The sequence below is a fragment of the Streptomyces sp. NPDC058145 genome (assembly GCF_042884245.1).
In the GTDB taxonomy this organism is placed as follows: Bacteria; Actinomycetota; Actinomycetes; order Streptomycetales; family Streptomycetaceae; genus Streptomyces.
Genome location: NZ_JBHVUH010000001.1, coordinates 872454 through 893670, shown reverse-complemented (window position 1 = coordinate 893670; position 21217 = coordinate 872454). Strand labels below are relative to the sequence as shown.

At 68.4% G+C, this 21217-nt stretch carries 19 protein-coding genes and 1 pseudogene; 8 read left to right on the top strand and 12 right to left on the bottom strand.

Annotated elements, in window-relative coordinates:
• Positions 1 to 33: 33 nt before the first annotated feature.
• Entirely contained in the window at positions 34 to 558 is a 525-nt protein-coding gene (locus ACFVVO_RS04145; protein ID WP_390051490.1) for a hypothetical protein, read from the bottom strand.
• Positions 555 to 2033 (bottom strand): hypothetical protein, encoded by a 1479-nt coding sequence (locus tag ACFVVO_RS04140; RefSeq protein ID WP_390051489.1) that lies wholly within the window; start codon positions 2031 to 2033, stop codon positions 555 to 557. Before ACFVVO_RS04140 ends, ACFVVO_RS04145 begins: the two co-directional genes overlap by 4 nt.
• 1422 nt (positions 2034 to 3455) lie before the next feature.
• On the opposite strand from ACFVVO_RS04140, the gene ACFVVO_RS04135 reads away from it, so the two are divergent.
• Positions 3456 to 4037 (top strand): transposase, encoded by a 582-nt coding sequence (locus tag ACFVVO_RS04135; protein ID WP_390051595.1) that lies wholly within the window; start codon positions 3456 to 3458, stop codon positions 4035 to 4037.
• A complete protein-coding gene (locus tag ACFVVO_RS04130) occupies positions 4034 to 4576 on the top strand; it encodes a transposase (RefSeq protein ID WP_390051487.1) in 543 nt (180 codons plus the stop codon). The genes ACFVVO_RS04135 and ACFVVO_RS04130 overlap by 4 nt, the downstream gene beginning before the upstream one ends.
• A gap of 316 nt (positions 4577 to 4892) precedes the next feature.
• On the opposite strand, the gene ACFVVO_RS04125 is transcribed toward ACFVVO_RS04130, so the two are convergent.
• Positions 4893 to 5264: a hypothetical protein gene (locus ACFVVO_RS04125; RefSeq protein ID WP_390051485.1), complete on the bottom strand. Its 372-nt coding sequence runs from the start codon at positions 5262 to 5264 to the stop codon at positions 4893 to 4895.
• Positions 5265 to 5326: 62 nt separating this feature from the next.
• Between ACFVVO_RS04125 and ACFVVO_RS04120 the strand changes: the two genes are divergently transcribed.
• From ACFVVO_RS04120 to ACFVVO_RS04105, 4 genes are all read left to right on the top strand, one after another.
• The gene (locus tag ACFVVO_RS04120; RefSeq protein WP_390051483.1) at positions 5327 to 5788 is read left to right on the top strand and encodes a MarR family winged helix-turn-helix transcriptional regulator; all 462 of its coding nucleotides are present in this window, start codon (positions 5327 to 5329) and stop codon (positions 5786 to 5788) included.
• Between the two features lie 413 nt (positions 5789 to 6201).
• Positions 6202 to 6624, top strand: coding sequence for a DUF4231 domain-containing protein (locus ACFVVO_RS04115; RefSeq protein WP_390051481.1), 423 nt, complete (start codon positions 6202 to 6204; stop codon positions 6622 to 6624).
• Between the two features lie 847 nt (positions 6625 to 7471).
• A complete protein-coding gene (locus ACFVVO_RS04110) occupies positions 7472 to 9460 on the top strand; it encodes a nitrate- and nitrite sensing domain-containing protein (protein WP_390051479.1) in 1989 nt (662 codons plus the stop codon).
• Entirely contained in the window at positions 9457 to 9876 is a 420-nt protein-coding gene (locus tag ACFVVO_RS04105; RefSeq protein WP_390051477.1) for a roadblock/LC7 domain-containing protein, read from the top strand. Before ACFVVO_RS04110 ends, ACFVVO_RS04105 begins: the two co-directional genes overlap by 4 nt.
• Before the next feature lie 516 nt (positions 9877 to 10392).
• On the opposite strand, the gene ACFVVO_RS04100 is transcribed toward ACFVVO_RS04105, so the two are convergent.
• The 3 genes from ACFVVO_RS04100 to ACFVVO_RS04090 are packed head-to-tail and all read right to left on the bottom strand — an operon-like array spanning position 10393 to position 11589.
• Positions 10393 to 10713 (bottom strand): hypothetical protein, encoded by a 321-nt coding sequence (locus tag ACFVVO_RS04100; protein WP_390051475.1) that lies wholly within the window; start codon positions 10711 to 10713, stop codon positions 10393 to 10395.
• Between the two features lie 4 nt (positions 10714 to 10717).
• Complete coding sequence (locus ACFVVO_RS04095; protein ID WP_382031259.1) at positions 10718 to 11038, bottom strand: hypothetical protein; 321 nt, start codon at positions 11036 to 11038, stop codon at positions 10718 to 10720.
• Positions 11038 to 11589, bottom strand: coding sequence for a bifunctional DNA primase/polymerase (locus tag ACFVVO_RS04090; protein ID WP_390051473.1), 552 nt, complete (start codon positions 11587 to 11589; stop codon positions 11038 to 11040). Before ACFVVO_RS04090 ends, ACFVVO_RS04095 begins: the two co-directional genes overlap by 1 nt.
• A gap of 391 nt (positions 11590 to 11980) precedes the next feature.
• On the opposite strand from ACFVVO_RS04090, the pseudogene ACFVVO_RS04085 reads away from it, so the two are divergent.
• Positions 11981 to 12942, top strand: a pseudogene (locus ACFVVO_RS04085) (hypothetical protein).
• 541 nt (positions 12943 to 13483) lie between these two features.
• On the opposite strand, the gene ACFVVO_RS04080 reads toward ACFVVO_RS04085, so the two are convergent.
• Positions 13484 to 14413 carry a phosphotransferase family protein gene (locus tag ACFVVO_RS04080; RefSeq protein WP_390051472.1) on the bottom strand — a complete coding sequence of 310 codons (930 nt, stop codon included), beginning with the start codon at positions 14411 to 14413 and terminating at the stop codon, positions 13484 to 13486.
• Between the two features lie 227 nt (positions 14414 to 14640).
• Between ACFVVO_RS04080 and ACFVVO_RS04075 the strand changes: the two genes are divergently transcribed.
• Positions 14641 to 15393 (top strand): DUF3592 domain-containing protein, encoded by a 753-nt coding sequence (locus ACFVVO_RS04075; RefSeq protein WP_390051470.1) that lies wholly within the window; start codon positions 14641 to 14643, stop codon positions 15391 to 15393.
• Between the two features lie 164 nt (positions 15394 to 15557).
• On the opposite strand, the gene ACFVVO_RS04070 is transcribed toward ACFVVO_RS04075, so the two are convergent.
• From ACFVVO_RS04070 to ACFVVO_RS04050, 5 genes are all read right to left on the bottom strand, one after another.
• The gene (locus ACFVVO_RS04070) at positions 15558 to 15911 is read right to left on the bottom strand and encodes a VOC family protein (RefSeq protein WP_390051469.1); all 354 of its coding nucleotides are present in this window, start codon (positions 15909 to 15911) and stop codon (positions 15558 to 15560) included.
• 237 nt (positions 15912 to 16148) lie between these two features.
• Positions 16149 to 18191 carry a TerD family protein gene (locus tag ACFVVO_RS04065; RefSeq protein WP_390051468.1) on the bottom strand — a complete coding sequence of 681 codons (2043 nt, stop codon included), beginning with the start codon at positions 18189 to 18191 and terminating at the stop codon, positions 16149 to 16151.
• Positions 18192 to 18475: 284 nt separating this feature from the next.
• Positions 18476 to 18727, bottom strand: a complete 252-nt coding sequence (locus ACFVVO_RS04060; RefSeq protein ID WP_390051466.1) for a hypothetical protein — start codon at positions 18725 to 18727, stop codon at positions 18476 to 18478.
• A 136-nt stretch (positions 18728 to 18863) separates the two neighbouring features.
• On the bottom strand, positions 18864 to 19931 hold the full coding sequence (locus ACFVVO_RS04055; protein ID WP_390051464.1) for a hypothetical protein: 1068 nt from the start codon (positions 19929 to 19931) through the stop codon (positions 18864 to 18866).
• Between the two features lie 106 nt (positions 19932 to 20037).
• Positions 20038 to 21156 (bottom strand): Ku protein, encoded by a 1119-nt coding sequence (locus ACFVVO_RS04050; RefSeq protein ID WP_390051462.1) that lies wholly within the window; start codon positions 21154 to 21156, stop codon positions 20038 to 20040.
• Between the last annotated feature and the right edge of the window lie 61 nt (positions 21157 to 21217).

Below are 21217 nucleotides of genomic sequence, written 5' to 3'. Positions count from 1 at the left end.
ATCGATGGAACGTGGGGGACGACGGCCTGGCCGTCAGCGGGTGTAGAAGTAGATTTCGAGCGCGGCGCTGCCGGAGGTCGGGCTGCCCTGCCAGAACGGGCGCTCCACGGACTCGCCGAACATGTCCGGACGGGCCTTCTTCAGCGCCTTGTTGATCTCATCGGCGTACGCCTGACCCTGACTGGTCTCCGGAGACTCGCCGAAGGTGAGGACCAGAGCGGCCTGGCGGTCCCCGTACCGCTCAGTGGCCGCACGCACCTGCGCGACCATGGCAGACCGGTCGCCTGCGGCCGCCTGCACCCGGATCTTTACCGGCTTCAGCTCAAGCGACCGGGGCCCGGTGGGCGTCGGTGACGGCGAAGGGGACGCAGACGCCGAGGTGGACGGCGACGGCTTCGGCTTCGCCGCCGACTGGGCTGCGAGCGGATCGGCCCGGTCCCCCAGGGAGACCAGGGCCAGGACGAGGAGCATGTCGGCGAAGAGCCAGCCGGCGAGGTGCAGCGGGTTGAACCGACTCAACCGGCGCCTCTCGCTCGCGGACCCGGACGAGGCGGTCATGAGGCCTTGTCCAGGCTTACCGGCGGCCGCTGGGGATAGGCGGCGTTGGAGGAGGAATGCGGCCTGGCATCCGAGCGCTCACGTTGCTGCGGCTGCGCGGGGAACGGGTTACTCGGCGACATGGACGACGCAGGAGGCACCGGCGGTGTCGACGCTGAGGCCTGGCGCAAGATCTCCTCGGCCCTCGCGAGCGCTTCCTGCGCCTGTTTCCTGGCGTCCTCCGCCATGCGGCGCTCGATTTCGGCGGCCGCACGCGCCGCGTCGCCGTCCTTGGCGGCACGCTCCACGACGTCGATCAGGGCAGTGAACCGCTTCGCGGCCTCGTCGAGCGCCTTCGTGCGGTCGGCGATGCCGGAGACGGCCTGCCGGGAGTCCCCAGCCGCCTGCTCGGTGTGTTCGGCCATGGCCTTGAGGCCGTCGATGAGCTGGCTGTGCAGGTCGCCGACTACTTCGACGCTGGTGGTGAAAGAGCGCTGCGTGGCGGCCAGTAGCGTAACGGAGTCCTCGACGCGCTGAGCCGCGTCCGTGAGCGCGGTACGGACGTCGTCACCGTTGCCGGAGACAGTGGCCTCCAGCCTGTCTGTGGTGCGGGAGAGGAGGTTCCGAAGATCGTTTGTGGCGGTGATCAGGCTGTCGCGGCTACGATCGAGGGCCTCGCGGTGGCCGTTGACGGCATGCCGGAGCTCGTCGCCGACCTGCGTGAGCGGCTGGTCCAAGTCGCGTACGGCCGTGCGGATCGCGGTGCCGCTGTCCCGGACGGTGTCAGCCATCCGCGCCACCGCCGTCTCGAGGGGGCGAACCGAATCGTCGGCTTTCGCGAGGCGTTCTTCCGCCTTTTCCAACGCCTCACGGACCACCTCGGCGGCGTCGACGAGATGCTTCTGTGCGGCGAGCGCCTTGGAGTGCATGCGCTGGATCTTCCCGCCTGCCTTGTTGAGCTCCTCCGCGAACCTTCCCGGCGAAGCAAAGCGGTGCGCGTTGAGGATCAGTTGGGCTTCGGTCAGTACGGGCACCAGGCGGGCCATCGCGGCACGGGTCTCCTGCTCCGCCCTCTGCTCTGCGCGGTCCGCGGCGGCACGACGATTGCCGTGGAGCAGCGTTAGCGCGAGTAGGGCAAGAAGAGCGACGCTGCCGACCTCGGCGACGTGGCCGAACTCGAACCATCCGCTGAGGTGCCCCTCGAAGCCGGTCTGCCACAGCTGGAGGAAGGGGCGCGTGGCCGCCTTCGAGTCCGCGGTCGTGAGATCGCCATAGGCGCTGGTCGCCATCGCGAGACCGGACCAGGTAAAGATGAGCGGCATGAAGACGAGTGCGCCGAGGACCCAGTCCAGCCCGTCGACGGTCTTCGATACCAGGGCGGCCCGACGGCTAGTCGCCGGCGTCACGTCGCACACCATGCTCTCGGGGCGGGCGAAGTTGGCCATCAGGTCGAGGTCGGCCCAGGCGTCCAGCGCGTCGAGTTCGCGAGAGTCCATCGCACGGGCGAGCGCCCGTAGTTCCTCAGCTCGTGGGGCAAGCGCAGGATCCTGGGCCTGGTCCTCAAGGTGACGGGCAGTCACCGATCTGTCGTGCAAAACCCCCACAGGGCTCCCCTATCCTGCCCATGGCTGTCGCCAGGTCGTATGACGGATCGATGCACTGGCGGCACCGGCGAGTTTGATCGGAGCGCGCATGGCCCCCAAGCCGCATGGGCGTCGATCGGATGGATCTTCACATCCTCCACAAGAGACGGTCGAGAGCAGTGCAGGGTTGTAGTGAAAGTGTGATGCTCTGTGAATCCGGTCGGGACTGACGTGACACGCAGTTGAGGGGGCGTGATGCGGATGAGCGGGGACGGTCGTAAGCGAGGGGCCGTCCAACTGAAGTCGACGAAGGGGCGTCCCCGGGGGTGATCATCGAACCGGAGCCGGAGCCGGTGCCGGAATCTCGGCGGGAGCCGCAGCAGACATCGAGGGTGAACGGGAGTCCGGTCGAGCTGAGCGATTGGTCGCCGCAGGCCCGGATCGCGGGGCACGGACAGCTGCAGGTCAACCTCAACTGGTCGGCCGCAGCCAAGGCGGACCTCGGCCTCAGGTGCATGGTACGTACGCGGGACGGTCGAGGCGGCGCGATCCAGCCGCTGGGTGCCAACTTCGGCTCCTTCGATCACTGGCCCTACCTGAAGCTCGATCAGGACGACCGCACCGGTCGCTCGAGGCATCGCGCGGACCATTCGTGGACTGGGTCTTATCGCTCGTCATGTAACGAGCCTCTGACCAGGAGAAATGCCTGGCACACCAAGGGCCTCCGGAGCCGTTGCAGTACAGCAGCGAAGTACAGCAACCACCGCGACCGCAGCCGACCGCTATGAACCGTCAGCGGCCGAGCTAACCAGCCCAGCGGACCTCAATGATCCTGCAGCCGATAGTTCGGGACGAAGAGGTCATGCCAGATGCGTGCCAGATCGTGTAGGGAACCGCGGGGAACACCGGGGAAACCAAAGGACCCGCCTACCGGCCGCCAACGCCTTCCGCCGCAGGTCAGGTCAGGTCAGGTCAGGTCAGGTCAGGTCAGGTCAGGTCAGGTCAGGTCAGGTCAACGACAGGTCCCAGATCACCTCAGCTTCTGGAGTATTAGCCCATGGCCGTGGACCCCAGCGAATACGCCAAGGCAATGCCGATCGTGGCAGCCCACCTCGCAAAGATCGAGCGGGCGGTTAGCCGGACCCGTGCCTCACATGCGGGGCAGCCGTTCGCTGCGGTCCATCAGGCATTGGCCGAAGCACTGCGAGACGAGGGCGCCCAACGCGTCGTACCCCAGATGGTTGAGGAGTTGGCGCGCCAGATCTCTGGGACAGTTGCCGGGCCCTCCGAAACTGTGGGGTGAGTGCCTACTGACTTCGGCGTTTTAGGGTCTGGATCTGTGTCGGGACCGGTGACGCGGTCCATCCAGACTGGTACGCCGGCGGCATCCGGTATCCGGACGGGGGCGGGCTGACCTCCGAGCAGCGCAGGCGCCGCGAAGAGGTACGGATGCGAGCCGTTGACCTCTTCGAGGAGAGCGTGGAAGTCCCGTGCATCGCCCGGGAGTTACGGGTGAGTGAGAAGTCGGTCTACCAGTGGCGCCGTACCTGGAGGACGGACGGACGCGAGGCGCTGCGTTCCAGAGGTCCCTCCGGCTACGGCTGCAGGCTCGGCCCCCACCTGCAGGCCAAGCTCGCGACGTGGCTCGGGGAGGGGCCGGCCGCGCACGGCTGGGTGGACGACCAGGTGTGGACCGCGGCAAGGGTATGCACGCTGATCGGGCGCAAGTTCCACAGCGTCTCCGGGGTCACCCGGCTGCTGCACCGGATGGGCTACAGCGTGCAGATGCCCGCCCGGCCCGCCACCGAACGCGACGAGGACGCGATCACCGCCTGGCGGGAGGCGACCTGGCAGGAGGTAAAAGCCTTAGGGCGGCGACCGGCGCGTTCATCTGCTTCGAGGACGAAGCGGGCGTGACCGGCCGTCCGCCCAAGGGCCGCACCTGGGGCCGACGCGGCATCACCCCGAGAGTCAAGGTCTCCGGCCGCAGCCGGGGACGGCTCTCCGTGGCCGGGCTGCTGTGCTACCGGCCCGGCCTGCCCACCCGTCTGTGCTACCGGCTGCGTCGGCACACCGCCCGCAAGGGCGAGCGTCGCTCGCTGGGCGAGACGGACTACATCCGCCTGCTGGACGGCGCCCACCAACTGCTGAAGGCCCCGCTGATCATGGTGTGGGACCGGCTGAGCACCCACATCTCCAAGACGATGAAGGCACTCGTTGCCGAGCGGGACTGGCTGACAGTGGTCCTGCTGCCCGGGTATGCGCCCGACCTCAACCCGGTGGAGGGCCTGTGGGCACACATCAAGCGGAGCCTGGCCAACCTGGCCGCCCGCACCCTGAGCGAGTTGGAGACTCTGCTCCGCAGTCGGCTCAAGGCGCTGCAGTACCGGCATGACATTCTCGGTGGATTCCTGGCCGGGACGGGGCTCGCTCTCGATAGACGGGACGGACTCTAATACGCCGAAGTCAGTAAGAGCGTCCGGGCGGACTGCGACGGCTGGATTTGGCGCTCGCGCCCCCGGGCGGGTCTCGGTCGCCGAACTGACCGTGATGCGGCCTGGCTCCAGGACCCGGCTCTGCCAAGACGCCAATCGTGCTGGTGCGAGACCCGGCCGAACACACGTCTCCCTCGCAATGCGGTGCCTGACCGAGGAGCGGCAGTGGCTGACGGGAAGCACAGCCTGGCGGACCTCGCTTCTGTCGCGCTTGGCGGACCCGAAGCACTCGTACGCAACCGGCTCAAGCTCGCTTGAGATGCGGGCCGCTGAGCCTTCAGCGCATGTGGAACCACCACGCTGACGCGAGGTGAAGAGCACCAAGGAGGCCGGCGGAGACGGTCACGCCCCTGTTGCGCTGCTGTACGCCGATCACGGAGTCGCCGATCTGGGCCAGACCGGCGACGACGAGAACGGGGGCGACGGTAGACCGGTTGCCCATGGCGAACAGGGCGAGGGTGACGCAGGCGAGGGGGATCGCCCGGGCTCCGTAGGCGTTCGCGTAGAGATGTGTGCCGCCGTTGACGGCCATGCCCTTGGGCAGGGCGAGGCCGGGCCTGATCATTCCGGCGATGCAGAAGCCGGCCGAGGTGAGGGAGGCGAGGCTGTTGGCGGCAATGAGGATGGCCTCGGCGGTGGACGAGTTCATTGTTACGTCTCCCCGTGAATCATTCTGATTGTGAATGGTTTTTTGACGCTATCATTCTCGACATGAGCGATGTCAACGGGGCGACGGCCGGCGATGCCTCGGGCCTGACCTCGACCGTGGTGTTCCGGCTCGGCACTCTCGGCACGGCGGTCACCGACCGGTTCACAGAGGAGATCGAGGGGCTGGGTCTCAAACCGAAGCACGTCGGCCTGATGGCCGCGCTCAGCCTTGCTGCCGTGGCGTCCCAGCAGGAACTGGCCGCGCGGATGGGGGTCGCGCCCAGCCTGATGGTGTCGCTGGCCGACCACCTGGAGGGTCTCGGCGCGGTTCAGCGGGTCCGGGATCCGCAGGACCGCCGACGACAGGTACTGACACTCACCGAGGAGGGGCGAGGCCTGCTGGACCGCTGCACATCCTTGGCACGGACCCTGGACAAGGAGTTCGTGGCCGGGCTGACCGGGAAGCAACGTAAGGCACTGGATGAGGTGCTGCGTGTGATGGCGAACCGCGTCGGCCTGCCGTAGAGGACGAGGGAAAGGGGGACGGCTTACTCGCTCGGCCTCGTGCCGTCGTCACCCTGAAGCGCCGAAGCCAGTAACTGCGTGACAACGTCCGCGCACAGCGGCGGACACCCATGGACGCCCACGGACGATCGCCGCGGGTGAGCAGTGCCCTGGCCCAAGTCGGCGTCCCTGCTCAAGTTGTCTCGGGACGAAGAGATCGCGGGTCAAGTCCCGCCACCCTGACTCAGAAATACAAGGTCAGAGCCACTTAGACCGCCAGATCACCTTCCGTTGTAGCAGCCTTGAGCGGCTACGCTAGGCGCGCGATTGCCAAGGCAGCGTGCTGCAAGGTGGCGACAGAGCTTGGGGGCGGAGTGCAGCCGGACAGTGGCCTGGGCGTTGGTCTCAGCCCGAGGGAGGCAGCCGCCCTCCTGTTGGACAAGATTCGTCAGGGCTACGGCTACGCCCGCGGCAAGAAGAAGCGGTTCAGTCGAAGTGCCGCCGTCACCAAGGTGGCGACGCTTGTACTGTCCGCTGGGTCCACCGTCATCCTGGGCCTGCAGAACCTCAACGCGTGGGCTGGTCTGGCCTTGGCGTGTGTGGCGCTGGTGACGTTGCTGGGAGCCGTCGAACCGTTCTTCAACTGGCGCTCCCGGTGGGTTCTGACGGAGGAAGCGCAGTACCGGTTCCAGCGACTTGCCGATGACCTCGAATACCTCGTGGCATCGGCGGCCGCCGACGAGCTCACGTTCGATCAGCTGAACGAGATCTTTGGCCAGTATCAGGCGATCTGGGGCGACCTAAGCCGCACATGGCTGGAACATCGTCGGGAACTCGCGCCGTCGACCAATGCCTAGAAGTGCGCGTATCCACCGGCTGCGGCGCGGTCAAACACACCTGGTGCCCGATCAAGATCACCTACTGCGGCCGGGACGTCCAGAGCTCCTGACGCACCACAAGCGCACCAGATATGGCGGGGAACTACGGTGACAGCGACGGCGCTGACCGAGGCCACGAAGCGGCCGTTCGCCCAGCTCAGGGACCGAATCGACGATGTATCCCCTCAGCTTCCCAAGCTGAGAGCGCGAGTTCGATTCTCGTCACCCGCTCCAGAGCGAAACCCCAGGTCAGCGGCCTGGGGTTTGTTAGATGTCTAGGCCATTTGCCCCACTCGTTGACCGTGCCGAAGGAGACAGGCGCGATAGCGATCGCTCCCACGGGCGGCAACGGCCGGGCGCGCGCCGGGCGGATCGGACCGGTAACCGATCTGTGCCTCGCCCCCGGTGTCGGGGAAGCCGAAGCTGCGTCCGCCACGCGACTCCGCCGGGAACGGTCATGGCGGCTTTCGTGTCTGACAGGCACCCGCCTCCGACGCGGATCACCGGCCCTGTCGTCCACCGTCACAGTTTCCTCGCCCGCGGTGTGAGAGTGGCGCAACGGAACTTCCCACGCGGTCTAACGGGTCCGAAACCGGCGGGCACGGCGGTCGGACTAGCTTCGTGACGTATGAGGGTATGGAAGCCGGTACGGCCACTGCTCGGCAGGCTGGGCGCGATCGGCAAGCTGGGCTCGAACGCGGGAAGCCCGGACACGGGGAGCCCGGACAAGGGGAGCCCGGGTCGGGGCGGTTCGTTACGGCGCCGCGGTGGCCGAACCGCATCCGGCGGTCGCCCGGTGCCTGGCTGGCGCAGCATCAGGGGCCGGGTGGCAGTGGTCATCACGGTCCCGGTCTGCCTGCTGCTGGCGGTGACCGGCCTCGCCGTGGACGGCCGCGCCGAGGCCCTCGGCGACGCCCGGACGACCCGTGCCGAAGTCGACCTCAGTCTCCGGGTCCAGGCCCTGGTGCACCAGCTGCAACGCGAACGCGGCCTGACCAACGGCCTGTTGGGCGGCAGGAAGGCATTTCGGCCGGAGCTGGCCGCTACCCGCGAGCGCGTGGATGCGGCGCTGGCCGGAATGAGGGATGACAACGCCATCGAGGGTGTCATCCGCAGGCAGCTGGGACGCCTGTCCGGTATCCGTGCCTCCGCCGACAGGGGAGGCGCCGGCAGAGCCGCGACCCTCACCTTCTACACCACCGCCATCGACGCCCTCGACGCCGTCGACCCGGTGGCGGAGACTGCAACGCGCGCCGACCACCAACTGAGCGATGGGCTCGCGGCGTTGAGGGAGCTGGCCGCCGCCAAGGAATCCCTCGCCCTCGAACGCGGCTTGCTCAACGGCGTGTTCGCCGAAGGCGCCTTCCAGGGCCGCGAGTACCTCACCTTCACCGACGTGCGAGCCAGGCGCATCACCGCCCTGGACCGCTTCCGGCAGGTCGCCACCTCATCCCAACGCACCACCCTGGAGCACGCCTTCGCGACCGAGTACGCCAGACGCGCCACCGCCTACGAGAATCAGGCGGAGGACGCCGCCGACGGCTCGGCACTCCATGCCGACGCCGGCGCCTGGTGGAACGCGATGACCGTACTCGTCGACGATCTGTACGCCGTCCAGCAGTCGGTCGGTGACGATGTGCGGGACCGGGCCGACCGGCTCAGCCACGACGCCGAGACGGGCCTCGCCGCCTACCTCGTCGCGGGAGCGCTCGTGGCCACCCTCGTCGCGGGTCTCGCCGCCTTCGCCTCCCGCTCTCTCACCCGCCCGCTCGGTGCACTCGCCGAGGCCGCCCACGACGTGGCACGGCACCGGCTGCCCGCAACCGTCGCCCGCATCCAACAGTCTCCACCCAACCACGGGGAACTACTGCCGGCGGCGGACACCCCGGACCACCCCGATGCACGGCTGCTGGGCGGCACAGCCGAGATCGCCGAGGTCGCGGCCTCCCTGTACCAGGTGGAACAGACCGCCCTCCACCTGGCCGCCCAGCAGGCCGCCCTGCGCCGCACCACCACCGAATCGCTCGCCAATCTCGGCCGCCGCAACCAGAACCTCGTACGTCGTCAGCTCAGTCTCATCACCCGCCTGGAACGGCAGGAACTCGACCCGGATGCCCTCGCCGAGCTCTTCGAGCTCGACCACCTCGCCACCCGCATGCGGCGCAACGCCGAGAACCTGCTGGTCCTGGCCGGGCAGAACCCGCCGCGGCCCACAGCAGCGCCGGCCGGCGGCCTGGAGGTCGTCCAGTCCGCCATCGCCGAGGTGGAGCAGTACCGGAGGGTGCTGATCGCGGCCGTGGAGCCGGTACAGGTGCGGGGGCACGCCGTCGCCGATGTCGCCCACCTTCTCGCCGAACTCATCGAGAACGGGCTGATCTTCTCGCCGCCGACCGAACCCGTCGAGGTGCACGGCTGGTACGACACCGAGGACGGCACGTACTGCTTCGCCGTCGTCGACCACGGCGTGGGCGTGTCCGAAGCCGACAAGGAACGCGCCCACGCCCGCTTCTCCGGCTCCGGGGACGAGGCCCTCCTCACCTCTCCCACCCGGTTCCTCGGCCACCTCGTCGTCGGCCGGCTCGCCCACCGCCTTGGTGAAGGCGCCCAGGTCCACCTTTTCGACACTCCCGGCGGCGGCCTGTCCGCCCTCCTCGCCCTCCCCGGGCGCCTGCTCGCCCCCGCACAGGAACCCGCCGCCCCGCTCCCGCCGGCCCCGCCCGCTGTCTCCTGCCTGCTCAACGGTTTCCGAGCAGGTGTCGCCCGCGCCGAAGCCCGTGCCATTGAAGCCCGCACCACTCAAGGAGCGTCATCGTGACCACCGCCGTCCAGAGTTTCGGCTGGCTCATCTCGGAGTTCGTACGCACTACGGACGGCGTCACCGACGCCGTCGCCGTCTCATCCGACGGCCTGCTCATGGCCGCCTCGGACGGTCTCGGCCAGGATCGCGCTGACCACCTCGCCGCCGTCGTCTCCGGCATCACCAGCCTCGCCCAGAACGCGGCGACCGCCCACGGCTTCAAAGGCATGAAACTCGTCATGATCGAAATGCTCGGAGGCTTCCTCATGATCGGCCGCATCCGCGACGGAAGCTGCCTCGGCGTCCTGGCCGCCGAAGGATGCGACGTCGGCCTCGTCGGTTACGAAATGGCCGTCCTCGCCGACCGCACGGGTGAGCTGCTCACCCCGCAGCTGGTCCACGAACTCCACTCCGCGCCTGTCGCCGCACGATAGGCGCAACGCGGCCGTCAGCTCTGGGTTTTCAAGGGTCTCGCACTACGCCTGAGGACCGCTCTGCCGTCCGGTGCGACCGTGCTCGGGTTCCCGCCTGAAGCTGACGATCACCCCGCGCGTCGCTGTGCGGCTCACACCGGTCACCCGTCGTCGCCGTGCCGGCCAGGCGGCTCCCGTCGGACGGCGTGCCCGTAGCGTGCCCGTAAGATCGGTGGACCACGGTCAACAGCGGTGCGCCCAGCGCCCGCGGACGCCACGCCGGAGCGTATATGCCCAGGTCAGAAGCTGTCTGTCCCTGCAAGCGCCGTTGCTTCCCAAGCTGATGTCACCCGTCGGCCTGCCGCTTCGTCCGGGCTGCGGCGCTGGGGCGCCGGTCCCGGCCGAGCGGCAGGCCAGGTACACCGGGACAGCAAGTAGCCCCGTACGACAGCGCTGGGGGACGATGTCGTACGGGGCGAGACCAGCTGATCGCGGGAGCACGCTCGGACCGCGGCCAACCGGCGTTCGAGGAGCGGTTCAGGCCGCAGGTGCTTCCCGTCGAGCGGTCGCAGGCGTTTCAGCCGTCGTGCCGTGCAGCTCCGCTCGCAGTCCTGCCGCGATCAGCGCCGCCAGCAGTTCGGCCGCTTCAGGACGTACGGTCCCGAGCTGCACCAGTCCGTCACCGACGACGTTCACGTCCGCCACCATGCCGGGGAAGTCGGAGTCCAGTCCCAGCAGGACGAGCTGATCGGCCAAGGCGCCGGCGCTTTGTCGTGCACGGTTCCAGCCGCGGACGTAGGGCACACCGGGTACCAAGTCTTCTGCCCGTTTGGCCACCACTCCTCGCCGGTCGGTCATGGTTTCAGATCCTTCCCTTGTGTTCTTCGGCGGTGGTCTGTGCGTGCTCGACGCCCTCACTGTCTCGGCGGAGTCCGCTCGCCAGGGCCAGGCGAAGGAGTTCCGCCAGGCGCTCGGCCGTGTCGGGGGACACCCGGCCCAGCTCGACAAGCCCGTGCCCGAAGGCGTTCAAGTCCGCGCGCAGGTACGGGAAGTCCTTCTCCAGGCCGGCGCGCACGAGGGCGTCCCGCACTGCCGTGGTCGCGTTTCGGGCCGCGTACCAGCCCTCGCTGTCGAGAGGCGACCACGCGGCGGCGTCGCGTCCGTCGGTCGGCTCATTCGGCATCAGTGGTCTGTCTCCTCGGGAAGGGCAGCGACCGCCGCGTACGGGGTCGGGTACCTCTCGTCGAAGCGGTCGATCCTGGCCAGGAGCTCCGCGGAGGCGACCAGCGCGGTCGCGAGGGCGACCGGGCGGAGCGGGTTGGCCTCCGGCCGACGCATCGGGGCGCGAAGCCACTGGTAGCGGTCGTCGGACAGCGGAATGGGGCCCGGTACCACGACCGCGCAGCCCTCTCCGAGGTACCGGTACGGCGGTGGGGAGGACGTCTCGCGTCCCAGGTAGAACAGGAACGTCTCACGGGCCACCGAGCCGAGGAAGAACCCGACTCGCTGCGCCTTGCGGTCGGCGATCGCAGGTCCGAACGGCATTCCGCTGCGCTGGAGGCGGTCGAACATCTCCATCCCGAGGCGCTGTTCCACGCTCAGCACGTCGAAGAAGCGGCCGGTCGGCAGCAGGCTGGGCCTCCGCGGGTCGTCCGCCCAGACCTGTCGGCACTCAGCCGGGTTGTGCGCCGCCGCGGACAGCCATTCGATGCCCCGCCTCGTCATCCTCTGCACGTCGTCTCACCCTCAGTCGGAGATACCGTGCGGCCCCGGTGCCGCCGTGAATCCAGACTCACGGTCCAGCCCCTGCCCAGGGCAGATGACGACGGGTGACGGGGGATGACGCGTCCACGCGCGCCACGTCATCCTTCGTCACCCCCAATGCGTGGACGATCTCCGATTACTGACTGCAAGAAGCAATCACCAGCGCGTACATTCGATCGGACAGGCCGAGTTGCCACGCCGGCGCATGCGCACGGGAGTGAAGGGTCACGTCTTCATGAAGCCGACCAGTGCCCGCCTACGCGAGGCTCGTATCAGCCGGGGCTGGAGCCAGCCGCGGCTGGTGAGGGAATTACGCCAGGCGGCCACACAGCGTGGACATCAGCTCCCGTCGGACACCAGCGTGAAGCGCCGCATTGCCAGTTGGGAGAACGACCACAGCGCCCCCGACGACTTCTACGGCCCGCTGCTCTGCGATGCCTTCGACGTAAGTGCGGCAGAACTCGGACTCAATCACGGAGAGGCGAAAGACGCTCCCGTGCTCGACGCCGCGTATCCCGCCAGCCCCGATGACGCCATTCAGACGGTCAGCCAGCTGTGGCGCGCGGATCTGAATCAGTACGACCCGCTGCTCAGGGCAGAGCCGTCCGAGCCTGCGTGGAACGAAGCGTCCCTTCGTTGGCTGGTCTTGGGCTCGCCCAGCGATACTTCCTCCAGGCGCTCCGCCTCGCTCAGGACGCCAACGACCGACGGTTAGCGGGCAGCATCCTGTCAGCGATGAGTCATCAAGCAACCTTCCTCGGCCGATACACCCAGGCCGCCACTCTCGCCCGCGCAGCGCTCATGGGCATTTCCCCCGTAGCCACGCCGACTTTGCGAGCCCAGTTCCATGCGATGGATGCCCGCGCCCTTGCCCGCACCGGGGATGTCGCCGCCTGCGAGGCCGCCCTGAGCGCGGCAACCAAGGCGCTTGAGAGTCGGAACAGCGAGGACGAACCTGAGTGGATCAGCTACTTCGATGAGGCAGAGCTTGCCGCAGAAGCCGCCCACTGCTTCCGAGACGTCAACAGGGCCCGCCAGGCGGTAGCCCATGCCGAGAACGCCATGAGTGGCAGCCACGTACGAAGCGACTTCTTCGCGACCATGGTTCTCGCCGACGCTCACTTGCGCGCCGGTGACGTCGAGGAGGCTTGCCGCGTCGCTCTCGACGCCATGGATCTCGGCGAGCAGCTGAAGTCTGCGCGGTGCATCAGCTATCTCGCCGAGTTTCGCCAGAACCTGACCGCGGCCGGCCCCAGTGCAGCAGCGCGTGACCTTGCAGAAGAGGCGCGAGAGCACCGGTTGTGGGTTGCCGCGGGAGCGTAGTTCTTCCAGCAGGCCCCTGGAGCCCATTGGTGCAGTGCTGAGGGTTGTACTACCCGCCGCGCCTATGGCTTGTCTGACGGTCTATGCCGTCACCATTCCAGTGGCTACAGTGGATTCTCCTGTTACGTCCGTAGTCCTCATAGTCGAGGGCTCTCGGGGGCGTCGGAAGGCTCCGGTCTTCCGGCCCGTCATCACGACACCCTCGGAGGGCATATGGAAGTGGCGGGTTGGGCGGCAGTGGCTGTCGGCTCGATCGCGGGAGGTGTGACCGTTCTCGGCTACCTCGCCGATCAAGTCCCAGGACTGTCGAACAAAATGATCAAAGCTGTGCGCTCGGTTCGTGCCGTCAAGGACGAGGTGAGGCGCAGGCGCTGATCAGGGGGGTTCCCTGGTGCGTCCCCCGTCGCCAGGGACCCCTTCCCCTCCTCATAGACACCCAGCACCTCCTTAGTCTGCGACGGCGAAAGAAGCAGGCGCGGACTGCTCCGCAGCCTCAGGGCAGTGCGACGCAGCTCGGATCACCCTCTGCCAAGAGGAGCCGCTAGAAAGCACCCCAAGTGTCGCGGCCCTCGCCCGTTCGCAGAGACCGCATGCGTCGCGCGAACTCGGCGGCAAAACGCTCACTCGTGCCCACCCGGTGGCCGATCCACGCGACCATCATCAGTTCTCGCAGGTCGGCCAAGGTCTCGTATCCGGGCCAGTTCATGAGGTCGAAGCCGTACCGATGGACGAACTCGGCGTACTGCGCCTTGGTGTGCCAGCCGTACCGTTCGTAGTAGATCGCGGTCAGGATCAGGTCCCATTCGCGCGGGGCGAGAGCGAGGCCGTCGAGGTCGATCAGGACCGCGTGGCCGTCCCGGTGGCGGAGGAGGTTCCCGATGTTGGCGTCCCCGTGGATCAGGCCGAAGGGAAGGACGAAGTCCAATCTGTCGTACTCCTTAGCGAGCTTGGCCGCCCGCTCGTCCAGGAAGGACCGATCCTCCTCGGAGACATCAGTCAGACCGTCCAGCGAGGCCGACAGCTTGGCCAAGGGGTCGAAGTACGGGAGGCGCAGCGACTCGGGTTCTTCGAGCCAGTGGAACCGGCGGAGCAGGTCGGCCAGCTCTCCAATCGTCGCGTACTCCTCGCGCTCCTGGACGCTCTCCCAGAAGGTCACCACCAGTCCGCGCACGGCAATGGGCTGAGCGACGCTGGCCAGGACACGTGTTGCCGGGAAGTCGACCGTCTCCAGCCACCGGGCGACGTCCACGGCCCGTTCCATCTCGGCAAGAACGGCCGGGTCACGCGCGATGCGGACGATGACCGGTAAGGACTCCAGCCGGTAGACCGCATTGGATCCCAGACGCAGCAGCTCTGCCCCGGTCGAATCCAGTCCGGCCGCCTCGCACGCCTCGCGGAGGACGACTTCCATCCCCTCTGCCGTGAACTCCGTACCGCCGCCGTGCACTTCCCCGCCGCTGCCCGAGATCATGTCTCCGACGATACGGCGCAGCCCCACCGCCGGACAGAGCGCCCACGTAATAGGGGCGTAGGGCGGCCTTGTCAGGGTTCGCGGGCGGCTGTGGACGGGATGTGAGGGCTTCCGCGCAGGGGGAATCCCGCAAGCGAGCGAGGCTGCCGACATGGGACAGCCAGGTGCTCCTACAACCGGTACGGCAACCGATGAGTCTCTTGTCGTGACGGGGTGTGGAGGCTCAGATGGACGAGCGCGAATCCGTACTGGGCGACGGCCGGGACGAGTACGGCTCTGCCGTTGGGTGGAGAGTGCTCGCGGTTGTGGTTGCCTTCGTGGTGTGGGTGGTCTTCGGGCCGCTTGGGCCCTTGTGGGTCTACCTTCTCGGCTGGGCGGCCGCACTGGCTGCAGCGGACGGTGTTTTCAGGCTGGTGCGACACCAGGGCCTGGACGTTCCTTCGCCGGGTCGGCTGATGGCTGGGCTGCTGCGGCTCGGACCGGAGTCCTGGCTGGTGGCGCCCCGCTGGGCCAAAGTTCGGTTGGCCGCCGCGGGTTTCCTGGTGTTCTCCACCATTGCTGGAGTCATGGGGTGGCGAGCCGCTCAGGAGTACCAGGTGCTGGCGGGTCTCCGGGCCCAGGGCCTCAGGACCGACGCGACCGTAGTCGAGATCACCGGCCGGTCGGAGGAGGGCTGGGTGACCTCGGTGACCGTGCGCTTCGGTACGCCGTCCGGTTCCGTGCGCGCGGATGTCGATGTCCCGTCTGGCTCGGCAAACGACGCGAAGCCCGGGGCGAACATACCCGTCGCATACAACCCGGCCCGCCCCACCGAGGTGCGCAACGTTGCTTACCTCGACGGACGTGACGCCGACGGAGCACGGCAGGGGGCGATCGTGATCGGGTTGCTCGCCGCGGGTTTTCTGGTGGGGACGGCCACGGAGGTGTTCCGTGCCGGGCGGCGAACGGAAGAGGTGCAGGACACCGGGCTCGCCGAGTAGTCCTCGGTACTCCGGCCGGCGACGTTTTGTCGTCCGTCCAGGCACCGTGCGCAGCGATCGGCACGGCCTCGACGCCGACGCTCCGACGTGACCGCGCGGACCTGGCCGAGGCTCGCTTCTTGGCCAGTTGGTAGGCCACCAGCACGGCTCCGCCGAGGGCAAGGTCAGGCGGGCTGCCACAGTTCGATGCGGTTGCCCTCGGGATCGGTGACCCAGCCGAATCGGCCGACGCCCTCCATGTCCTGTGTCTCGTCTGCCACGTCAGCGCCCCCGGCGCGCAATTGGGCGAGCATGGCGTCCAGGTCGCGGACCCGGAAGTTGAGCATGGTTCGCTGGGCGCGGGAGCCGAAGTAGTCGGTCTCGGGCTCGAACGTCGCGAACACCGTTGGGCCGGCTGACTGGCGCCACATACCGTGCTCATCCGCGTCCAGGCCCAGGCAGTCGCGGTACCACGCACTCAGGGCTGCCGGGTCGGCGGCCCGCAGGAAGTACCCACCGATTCCAAGCACACGTTCCATGGCGCCATCCTGCCAGGACGGCGATCGAAGCACGGGCGATATGTGATCGCCCGATTCGGCCGTGTTCAAGGCGGCACGGCGTGGGCGGATTGCGCTGCCCGCCGATTCGTTCCGGCTCGGGTGGAGAGCTCGCGTCCATGGGCCCGGCGGCCGGCACACGAGGCCCCGGGCAGTACCCGGGGCCTCGTGGCATCGGCTGGCGCAGTCCGGCGGGACGGTTGAGGCGTGCGCCCGCCCTCAACTCGTCGTGACCGGTTCCCCGGACGGGGCTCGGCGGGGTGCCGGGCGGTCCAGGTGGATCACCACGGACTTGTGGAAACGGTGTACCGCTTCGTCGACGCTGCGGATGAAGCCGGTCTCCGCGTTGCCGCGGCCGCTTCCCATGCCCTTGAGCAAGGTCAGGCGGAAGCCGGTGATGCGGGTGCCGCCGTCCTTGGGGAGGAGGTCCGCGGGCTCGGGGCGAAGCCGTTCCAGGGTGCCGCGGGGGCCGCCTGTCTCACCCTCGACGAGGGTTTCGATGTGGAGGTCCGCGGGGGCGTCGGCCAGGCGGCGTACGAGCCGCTTCGCCCATGACAGGGGGTAGCCCTGTTCGGGTGCCGGAACTTCGATGGAGGTGCGCAGTTTGCCTGTGCGGAGGTCCGCGCTGACCGCCAGGACGCCGGGCGTTCCGTCGATGCGCAGTTCCGCGTCCAGCCTGCCGTCCTGGCAGAGTTGATCGGCGAGGCGGCTGCGGCGTTCGCCCGGGTCCGTTCCCCGCCTGGCGCGCTGGACGGGCAGGACCTTCTGGCCCAGTTCGCCGCCCAGGCCGAGACACACCTGCCGGATGAGCCGCTCCCAGCTCTCGACGACCTCCAAGGCGCGCCCGTCTCCCTGGCACAGGGTCTCGTCGTCGATTCCGTTGCGTACGGGGACCCAGGCCGGCCCCATGTTCTGGAAGCCGTGGCAGCCGGAGTTGTCGTGCTGGAGGTAGTGCAGCAGTTCCTGGAGGAGCCAGGCGTGTGCCGCGTTCCCGACGCCCTCGTGGCGGATCAGCAGCTGGGCCTGGTGGGTGACCTCCGCCCAGGAGAGGTGCCGGAGCGCCACCTTGTGCTTGCGCCGTCGGTCGATCTTGACGTCGACGAGCGGGCTGCCCTCCAGCGCGACGTCGTTCGAGAGCGTGATCACGGCTTCGTACCCGCGGCGTGCGGCGATGTCCATGTACGCCTGCACCTGATCGGCCTTGAGGGCGTTGCCGTTGGTCTTCGTCTCGACCAGGGCCGTCCACAGTTTGCCGGCCCGCTCGACGCGGATCACTCCGTCGGGGCGTCGCGGTGAGTCGCCGTGCGGCAGGGTGACCTCGGCGAAGGTCTCCATGCGGCCCGCTGGCGCTCCGAACGCCGCGGTCAGTCTCCTGCCGAACTCCGGTACCTGTGCCATCACCGACAGCAGCACCGAGGTGGCTCGCGTTTCCCGCTCCCGGTCGCTCTTGAGCGCCGACACCGGGAAGAGCCGGGCCTCTCTCCAGGACTCGTTCTCCGCCAGCGTCTTCCTGGCCACCTTGGGCAGGGTGATCTTCTTCTTGGCGGTACGCGGCCGAGTGGCCGGTTTCCGTGACTCGTCGGCTTCGGAGGGCCGGCGGGGAGACGGGACGGCTTCCGGCGTGCTTCGCGGGCCCGGTTCGTCGGCGGGGGCCGGTGCGGTCATGGCCTCCTGGTCGTCGGCCGCCGCGTCGTCCCGTGCCTCCACCGCTTCCGCGTCGTCCTCGATGTCGACGCCGAAGTCCGTGGCCAGGCCGGCGAGACCGGTGTCGTAGCCCTGACCGACAGCGCGGAACTTCCACTCCTCTCCGCGCCGGTACAGCTCGCCGAAGATGATCGCGCTCATCGAGTCGACACCGTCGATGGGAAAGCGGAGGAGGCCGTCACCGGCCCCGTCGGCCAATGACAGGTGGACGTCCTCGAGTTCGCCGAAGCGCGCTCCGTTGTAGCGGCTGGCGGCGACGACTATGCGGTCGACGTCGGCCGGGACCGCGGCGAGGTCGAAGCCGATCCGGTCCTCGTTTCCGTCCGCCGTCGGGGTTTTGCCCAGTAGCTGCACGCTCCCGTCGGCGGCGACCGGGTTGTTGTAGAAGTAGAAGTCGGTGTCGCCGCGGACCTTGCCGTTCACGTCCAGCAACAGGACGGAGACATCCGCGTCGCCTTCGCCGGTCGGGCTCCCCCAGCCCAGACTGACGATGACCGATCCGACGTTCTCGCTCAGGGATGCAAGAGCCACATTCGAGCCCTTGATCATTTCATTCATGCTGCCCCCCAACCGGCGCGAGTCAGGCGCGAAGGTGGCTGGCCCCAACCGCCCGACGTACGACGCAACGTGACGCGTCGCACACATGTGACTGTAGTGCCCATGGAGTCGGCGGACTCCTGGATCCGGAATCTCGGTACACCAACCCAAAGGCCCCGGACCGGTGACGGTGCGGGGCCTTTGGTATCCACCTTGAGATGAGACTCTCTGCCACAGATGGTGGAGTGGGCGTGGGCTTCGTCAGCCGGATGCCCGGACCTATTCGGGTGCGCTTGGAGGTGGTCTTACCAGCCTCCGCAGTCGGAGCCGACATCGGTGTACTGGGCGCCCGGGCTGCCCTCACCGTTGAACAGGTTGCCGAGCGCGCCGCCGCCGACGTTCACATTGCCGAGGATGTCGATGTTGAAGTCGTGGGACTTGCAACCGCCGCCATGACCTCCTCCTCCCATGGGCTGGGCGGTGGCCGGGACGGCTCCCATGAAGCCGACGCCACCGATGATGGCGGCCGCGGCAACGGCCGTTCGGAGCTTGCGCATTCGTCGTCCTCCTTCGAATCAGAAGAGCGCACCATCAGAAGATCCACTCGGCGCTCGTTTCGAAGCTAGATCGACTTTCCGCGCGGCGCTCATCGGGAAAGCCATCCGGGGGGTCCAGTCCCTCACTCGGCTGCGGTCACCGGCCCTGCAGGGACTCCTCGTCGTCGTTGGTGGCGTACGGGTGGACGGGGCTCTCGGCGTCGAAGGGCGTGAACCAGTTCTCCACTCCGGGTGGGGCGTGGTCCAGGGGGTCGTGGGTGGGGTCCTCGTCGAGAGTGTCAGTGAGGGTCTCGAAGGCTGTGGTGACCTCGTCGGTGAGGAGGTCGTAGAGGTCGGCCGCGACCTCGGCCTGGGTGAGCAGGACTCTCAGCAGGATGTCCTCGGCCACGCAGTGGGGGCCGGTGAAGTGGGGCTGGGTGAGGCGGGCCGTCAGGGTGACCGCCGTGACGGTGAGGCGGCGGGCGAAGAGGACGGTGTACTCGTCGGCGTACTGCGAGGGCAGGTCGTCCAGGAGCATGAAGGTGGCGTCGCTCTCGGCCACCGTGGGGCCGTCCTCCTCCAGGCCGGCCAGGTCGGTGAAGAGTTCGTCCACCAGGAGGTCGATGGCGAAGACGAGCGCGCCCGCGGCGATTTCGGCTGCTTCGCGGGACACGGTGCGCTCGTCCTCGTCGTCGGAGAAGCCGAAGAGGTCGAGGGGGAAGGCCCTCAGGGCCGGGGCCAGGGTGCGGAGTCTGGTGCGCATGGCCTCGACCTCGGCCCGGTCGAGGCGGCCCTGCGCCGGTGCGGGTTCGGCCGCCGCGTGGCGGCGGGCGCGTTCCGCCGGGTCGGCGGGCGGGGCGTCGGGGCCGTCGGCGGCGTCGAGGCTCTCCTGCAGGAGCGCGGAGTTCAGTTCCACCGCGCAGCGGGCGATCTGCCAGTCGGCGAGCGGTTCGGTGCGTTCCAGGAGTTCTGCCACGACCTCGCGCGCGGCGTCCTCCGCGAACTCCAGCGCCGGTGCGTCCACGAAGAGTTTGAGCAGGGCACCTCCGGGATGGGCGGCTATGACGTCGTCCATCAGCTCGATCTCCATGCCGTCCGGTCCCTCGACCGCTTCGAGCGAGTCGAAGCCCTTCCGCAGCAGGAAGATCACGCCCTCCCGCTGCAGCGTGTCGAGTTCCGGAGCGCCCTTGGCAGGGGCCATGGTCACGGTCACCACGTAAGTCACGCCCACATCGTGCCCGAGTCGTCCCACCTCGGGGGCGGGAATACCGGTCCATTCCCTGTCCTGGGCCCTGCTCCGGGCCTGCTCCGGCCCCGCGCCCGCCCCGCCGTCAGGCCGAGCGCTTGCGGGACGCCGTCTTCTTCGCCGTGGTCTTCTTCGCCGTCTGTCCGGCCGAAGTGGCGGACTTGGCAGTGGACTTGGCGGTGGACTTGGCGGTGGACCCGGACGTGGATCCGGCGGTGGACCTGGACGTCGTCCTCGCCGGCGTGGCCTTCTTCGCGCTCTGGGTGGACTTGGCCGTCGACTTCTTCGAGTCCGCGGTCTTCTTGGCGGGGGCCTTCTTCGAGGTCGTGGCCGTGGACTTCTTGCCGCCCGTCTCCTTCGGGGCGGAGCGGCGGCGGGTGAGGGACCTGACCTCGGCCTCCTCCGTCTCCTCGGTGGCCGGTCGCTCGCCCCGGGACTCGCGGGCGGCGCGGACGCTGTTCTCCAGGGCCGCCATCAGGTCCAGCACCTTGCCGCCCTGGGCGGGCTCGGGGGCCTCGGGCGGGGTTTCGCCTGCCGCCTTGGCCGCGATGACCTCCTCCAGCGCCTCGCGGTACTCGTCGTGCAGGTCCTCCAGGTCGACTTCGCCCAGGGTGTCCATCAGGGCGTCCGCGAGGTCGAGTTCCTTGTCCCGGACGGTGACGTCGCCGTCCGGGGCGACGCCCTCGGGGGCGCGTACCTCGTCCGGCCAGAGCAGTCCGTGCATGGCGATGGCCTCGCCCACCACGCGCAGCATCCCCAGACGTTCGCGGCCGCGCAGGGCGTACTTGGCGATGGCGACCTTGTTGCTGCGCTTGAGGGCCTCGCGCAGCAGGGTGTACGGCTTGGCGGCGGGGGCTCCGCTCGCGGCGAGGTAGTACGCCGCGTCCATCTGGAGCGGGTCGATCAGGTCGGCCGGCACGAAGGCGACGATCTCCATCGTCCGGGCGGTCGGGATCGGGAGGTGGGAGAGGTCCTCGTCGGAGATCGGGATGATCGTGCCGTCGGCGTCCTCGTACGCCTTGCCGATCTCCGCCTGGCTGACCTCGCGGTCCTCCAGCTCGCACACCTTGCGGTAGCGGATGCGGCCGCTGTCCTCGGTGTGGATCTGGCGGAAGGAGATCGAGTGGCTCTCGGTGGCGTTCACCAGCTTGATCGGGATGCTGACGAGCCCGAAGGAGATGGCGCCGTTCCAGATGGATCGCACGTGCCGCGGCCTCCGTTCCGTTTGGGCGTTACGTGTGCTGCATTGCGATATGCGGGTGTTT

Excerpts from the sequence above, each read along its gene's own strand:
- ACFVVO_RS04145 (WP_390051490.1), bottom strand. The coding sequence starts at position 558 with ATGACCGCCTCGTCCGGGTCCGCGAGCGAGAGGCGCCGGTTGAGTCGG.
- ACFVVO_RS04140 (WP_390051489.1), bottom strand. The coding sequence starts at position 2,033 with ATGGACTCTCGCGAACTCGACGCGCTGGACGCCTGGGCCGACCTCGAC.
- ACFVVO_RS04125 (WP_390051485.1), bottom strand. The coding sequence starts at position 5,264 with ATGAACTCGTCCACCGCCGAGGCCATCCTCATTGCCGCCAACAGCCTC.
- ACFVVO_RS04120 (WP_390051483.1), top strand. The coding sequence starts at position 5,327 with ATGAGCGATGTCAACGGGGCGACGGCCGGCGATGCCTCGGGCCTGACC.
- ACFVVO_RS04100 (WP_390051475.1), bottom strand. The coding sequence starts at position 10,713 with ATGACCGACCGGCGAGGAGTGGTGGCCAAACGGGCAGAAGACTTGGTA.
- ACFVVO_RS04095 (WP_382031259.1), bottom strand. The coding sequence starts at position 11,038 with ATGCCGAATGAGCCGACCGACGGACGCGACGCCGCCGCGTGGTCGCCT.
- ACFVVO_RS04080 (WP_390051472.1), bottom strand. The coding sequence starts at position 14,413 with ATGATCTCGGGCAGCGGCGGGGAAGTGCACGGCGGCGGTACGGAGTTC.
- ACFVVO_RS04075 (WP_390051470.1), top strand. The coding sequence starts at position 14,641 with ATGGACGAGCGCGAATCCGTACTGGGCGACGGCCGGGACGAGTACGGC.
- ACFVVO_RS04070 (WP_390051469.1), bottom strand. The coding sequence starts at position 15,911 with ATGGAACGTGTGCTTGGAATCGGTGGGTACTTCCTGCGGGCCGCCGAC.
- ACFVVO_RS04065 (WP_390051468.1), bottom strand. The coding sequence starts at position 18,191 with ATGAATGAAATGATCAAGGGCTCGAATGTGGCTCTTGCATCCCTGAGC.
- ACFVVO_RS04060 (WP_390051466.1), bottom strand. The coding sequence starts at position 18,727 with ATGCGCAAGCTCCGAACGGCCGTTGCCGCGGCCGCCATCATCGGTGGC.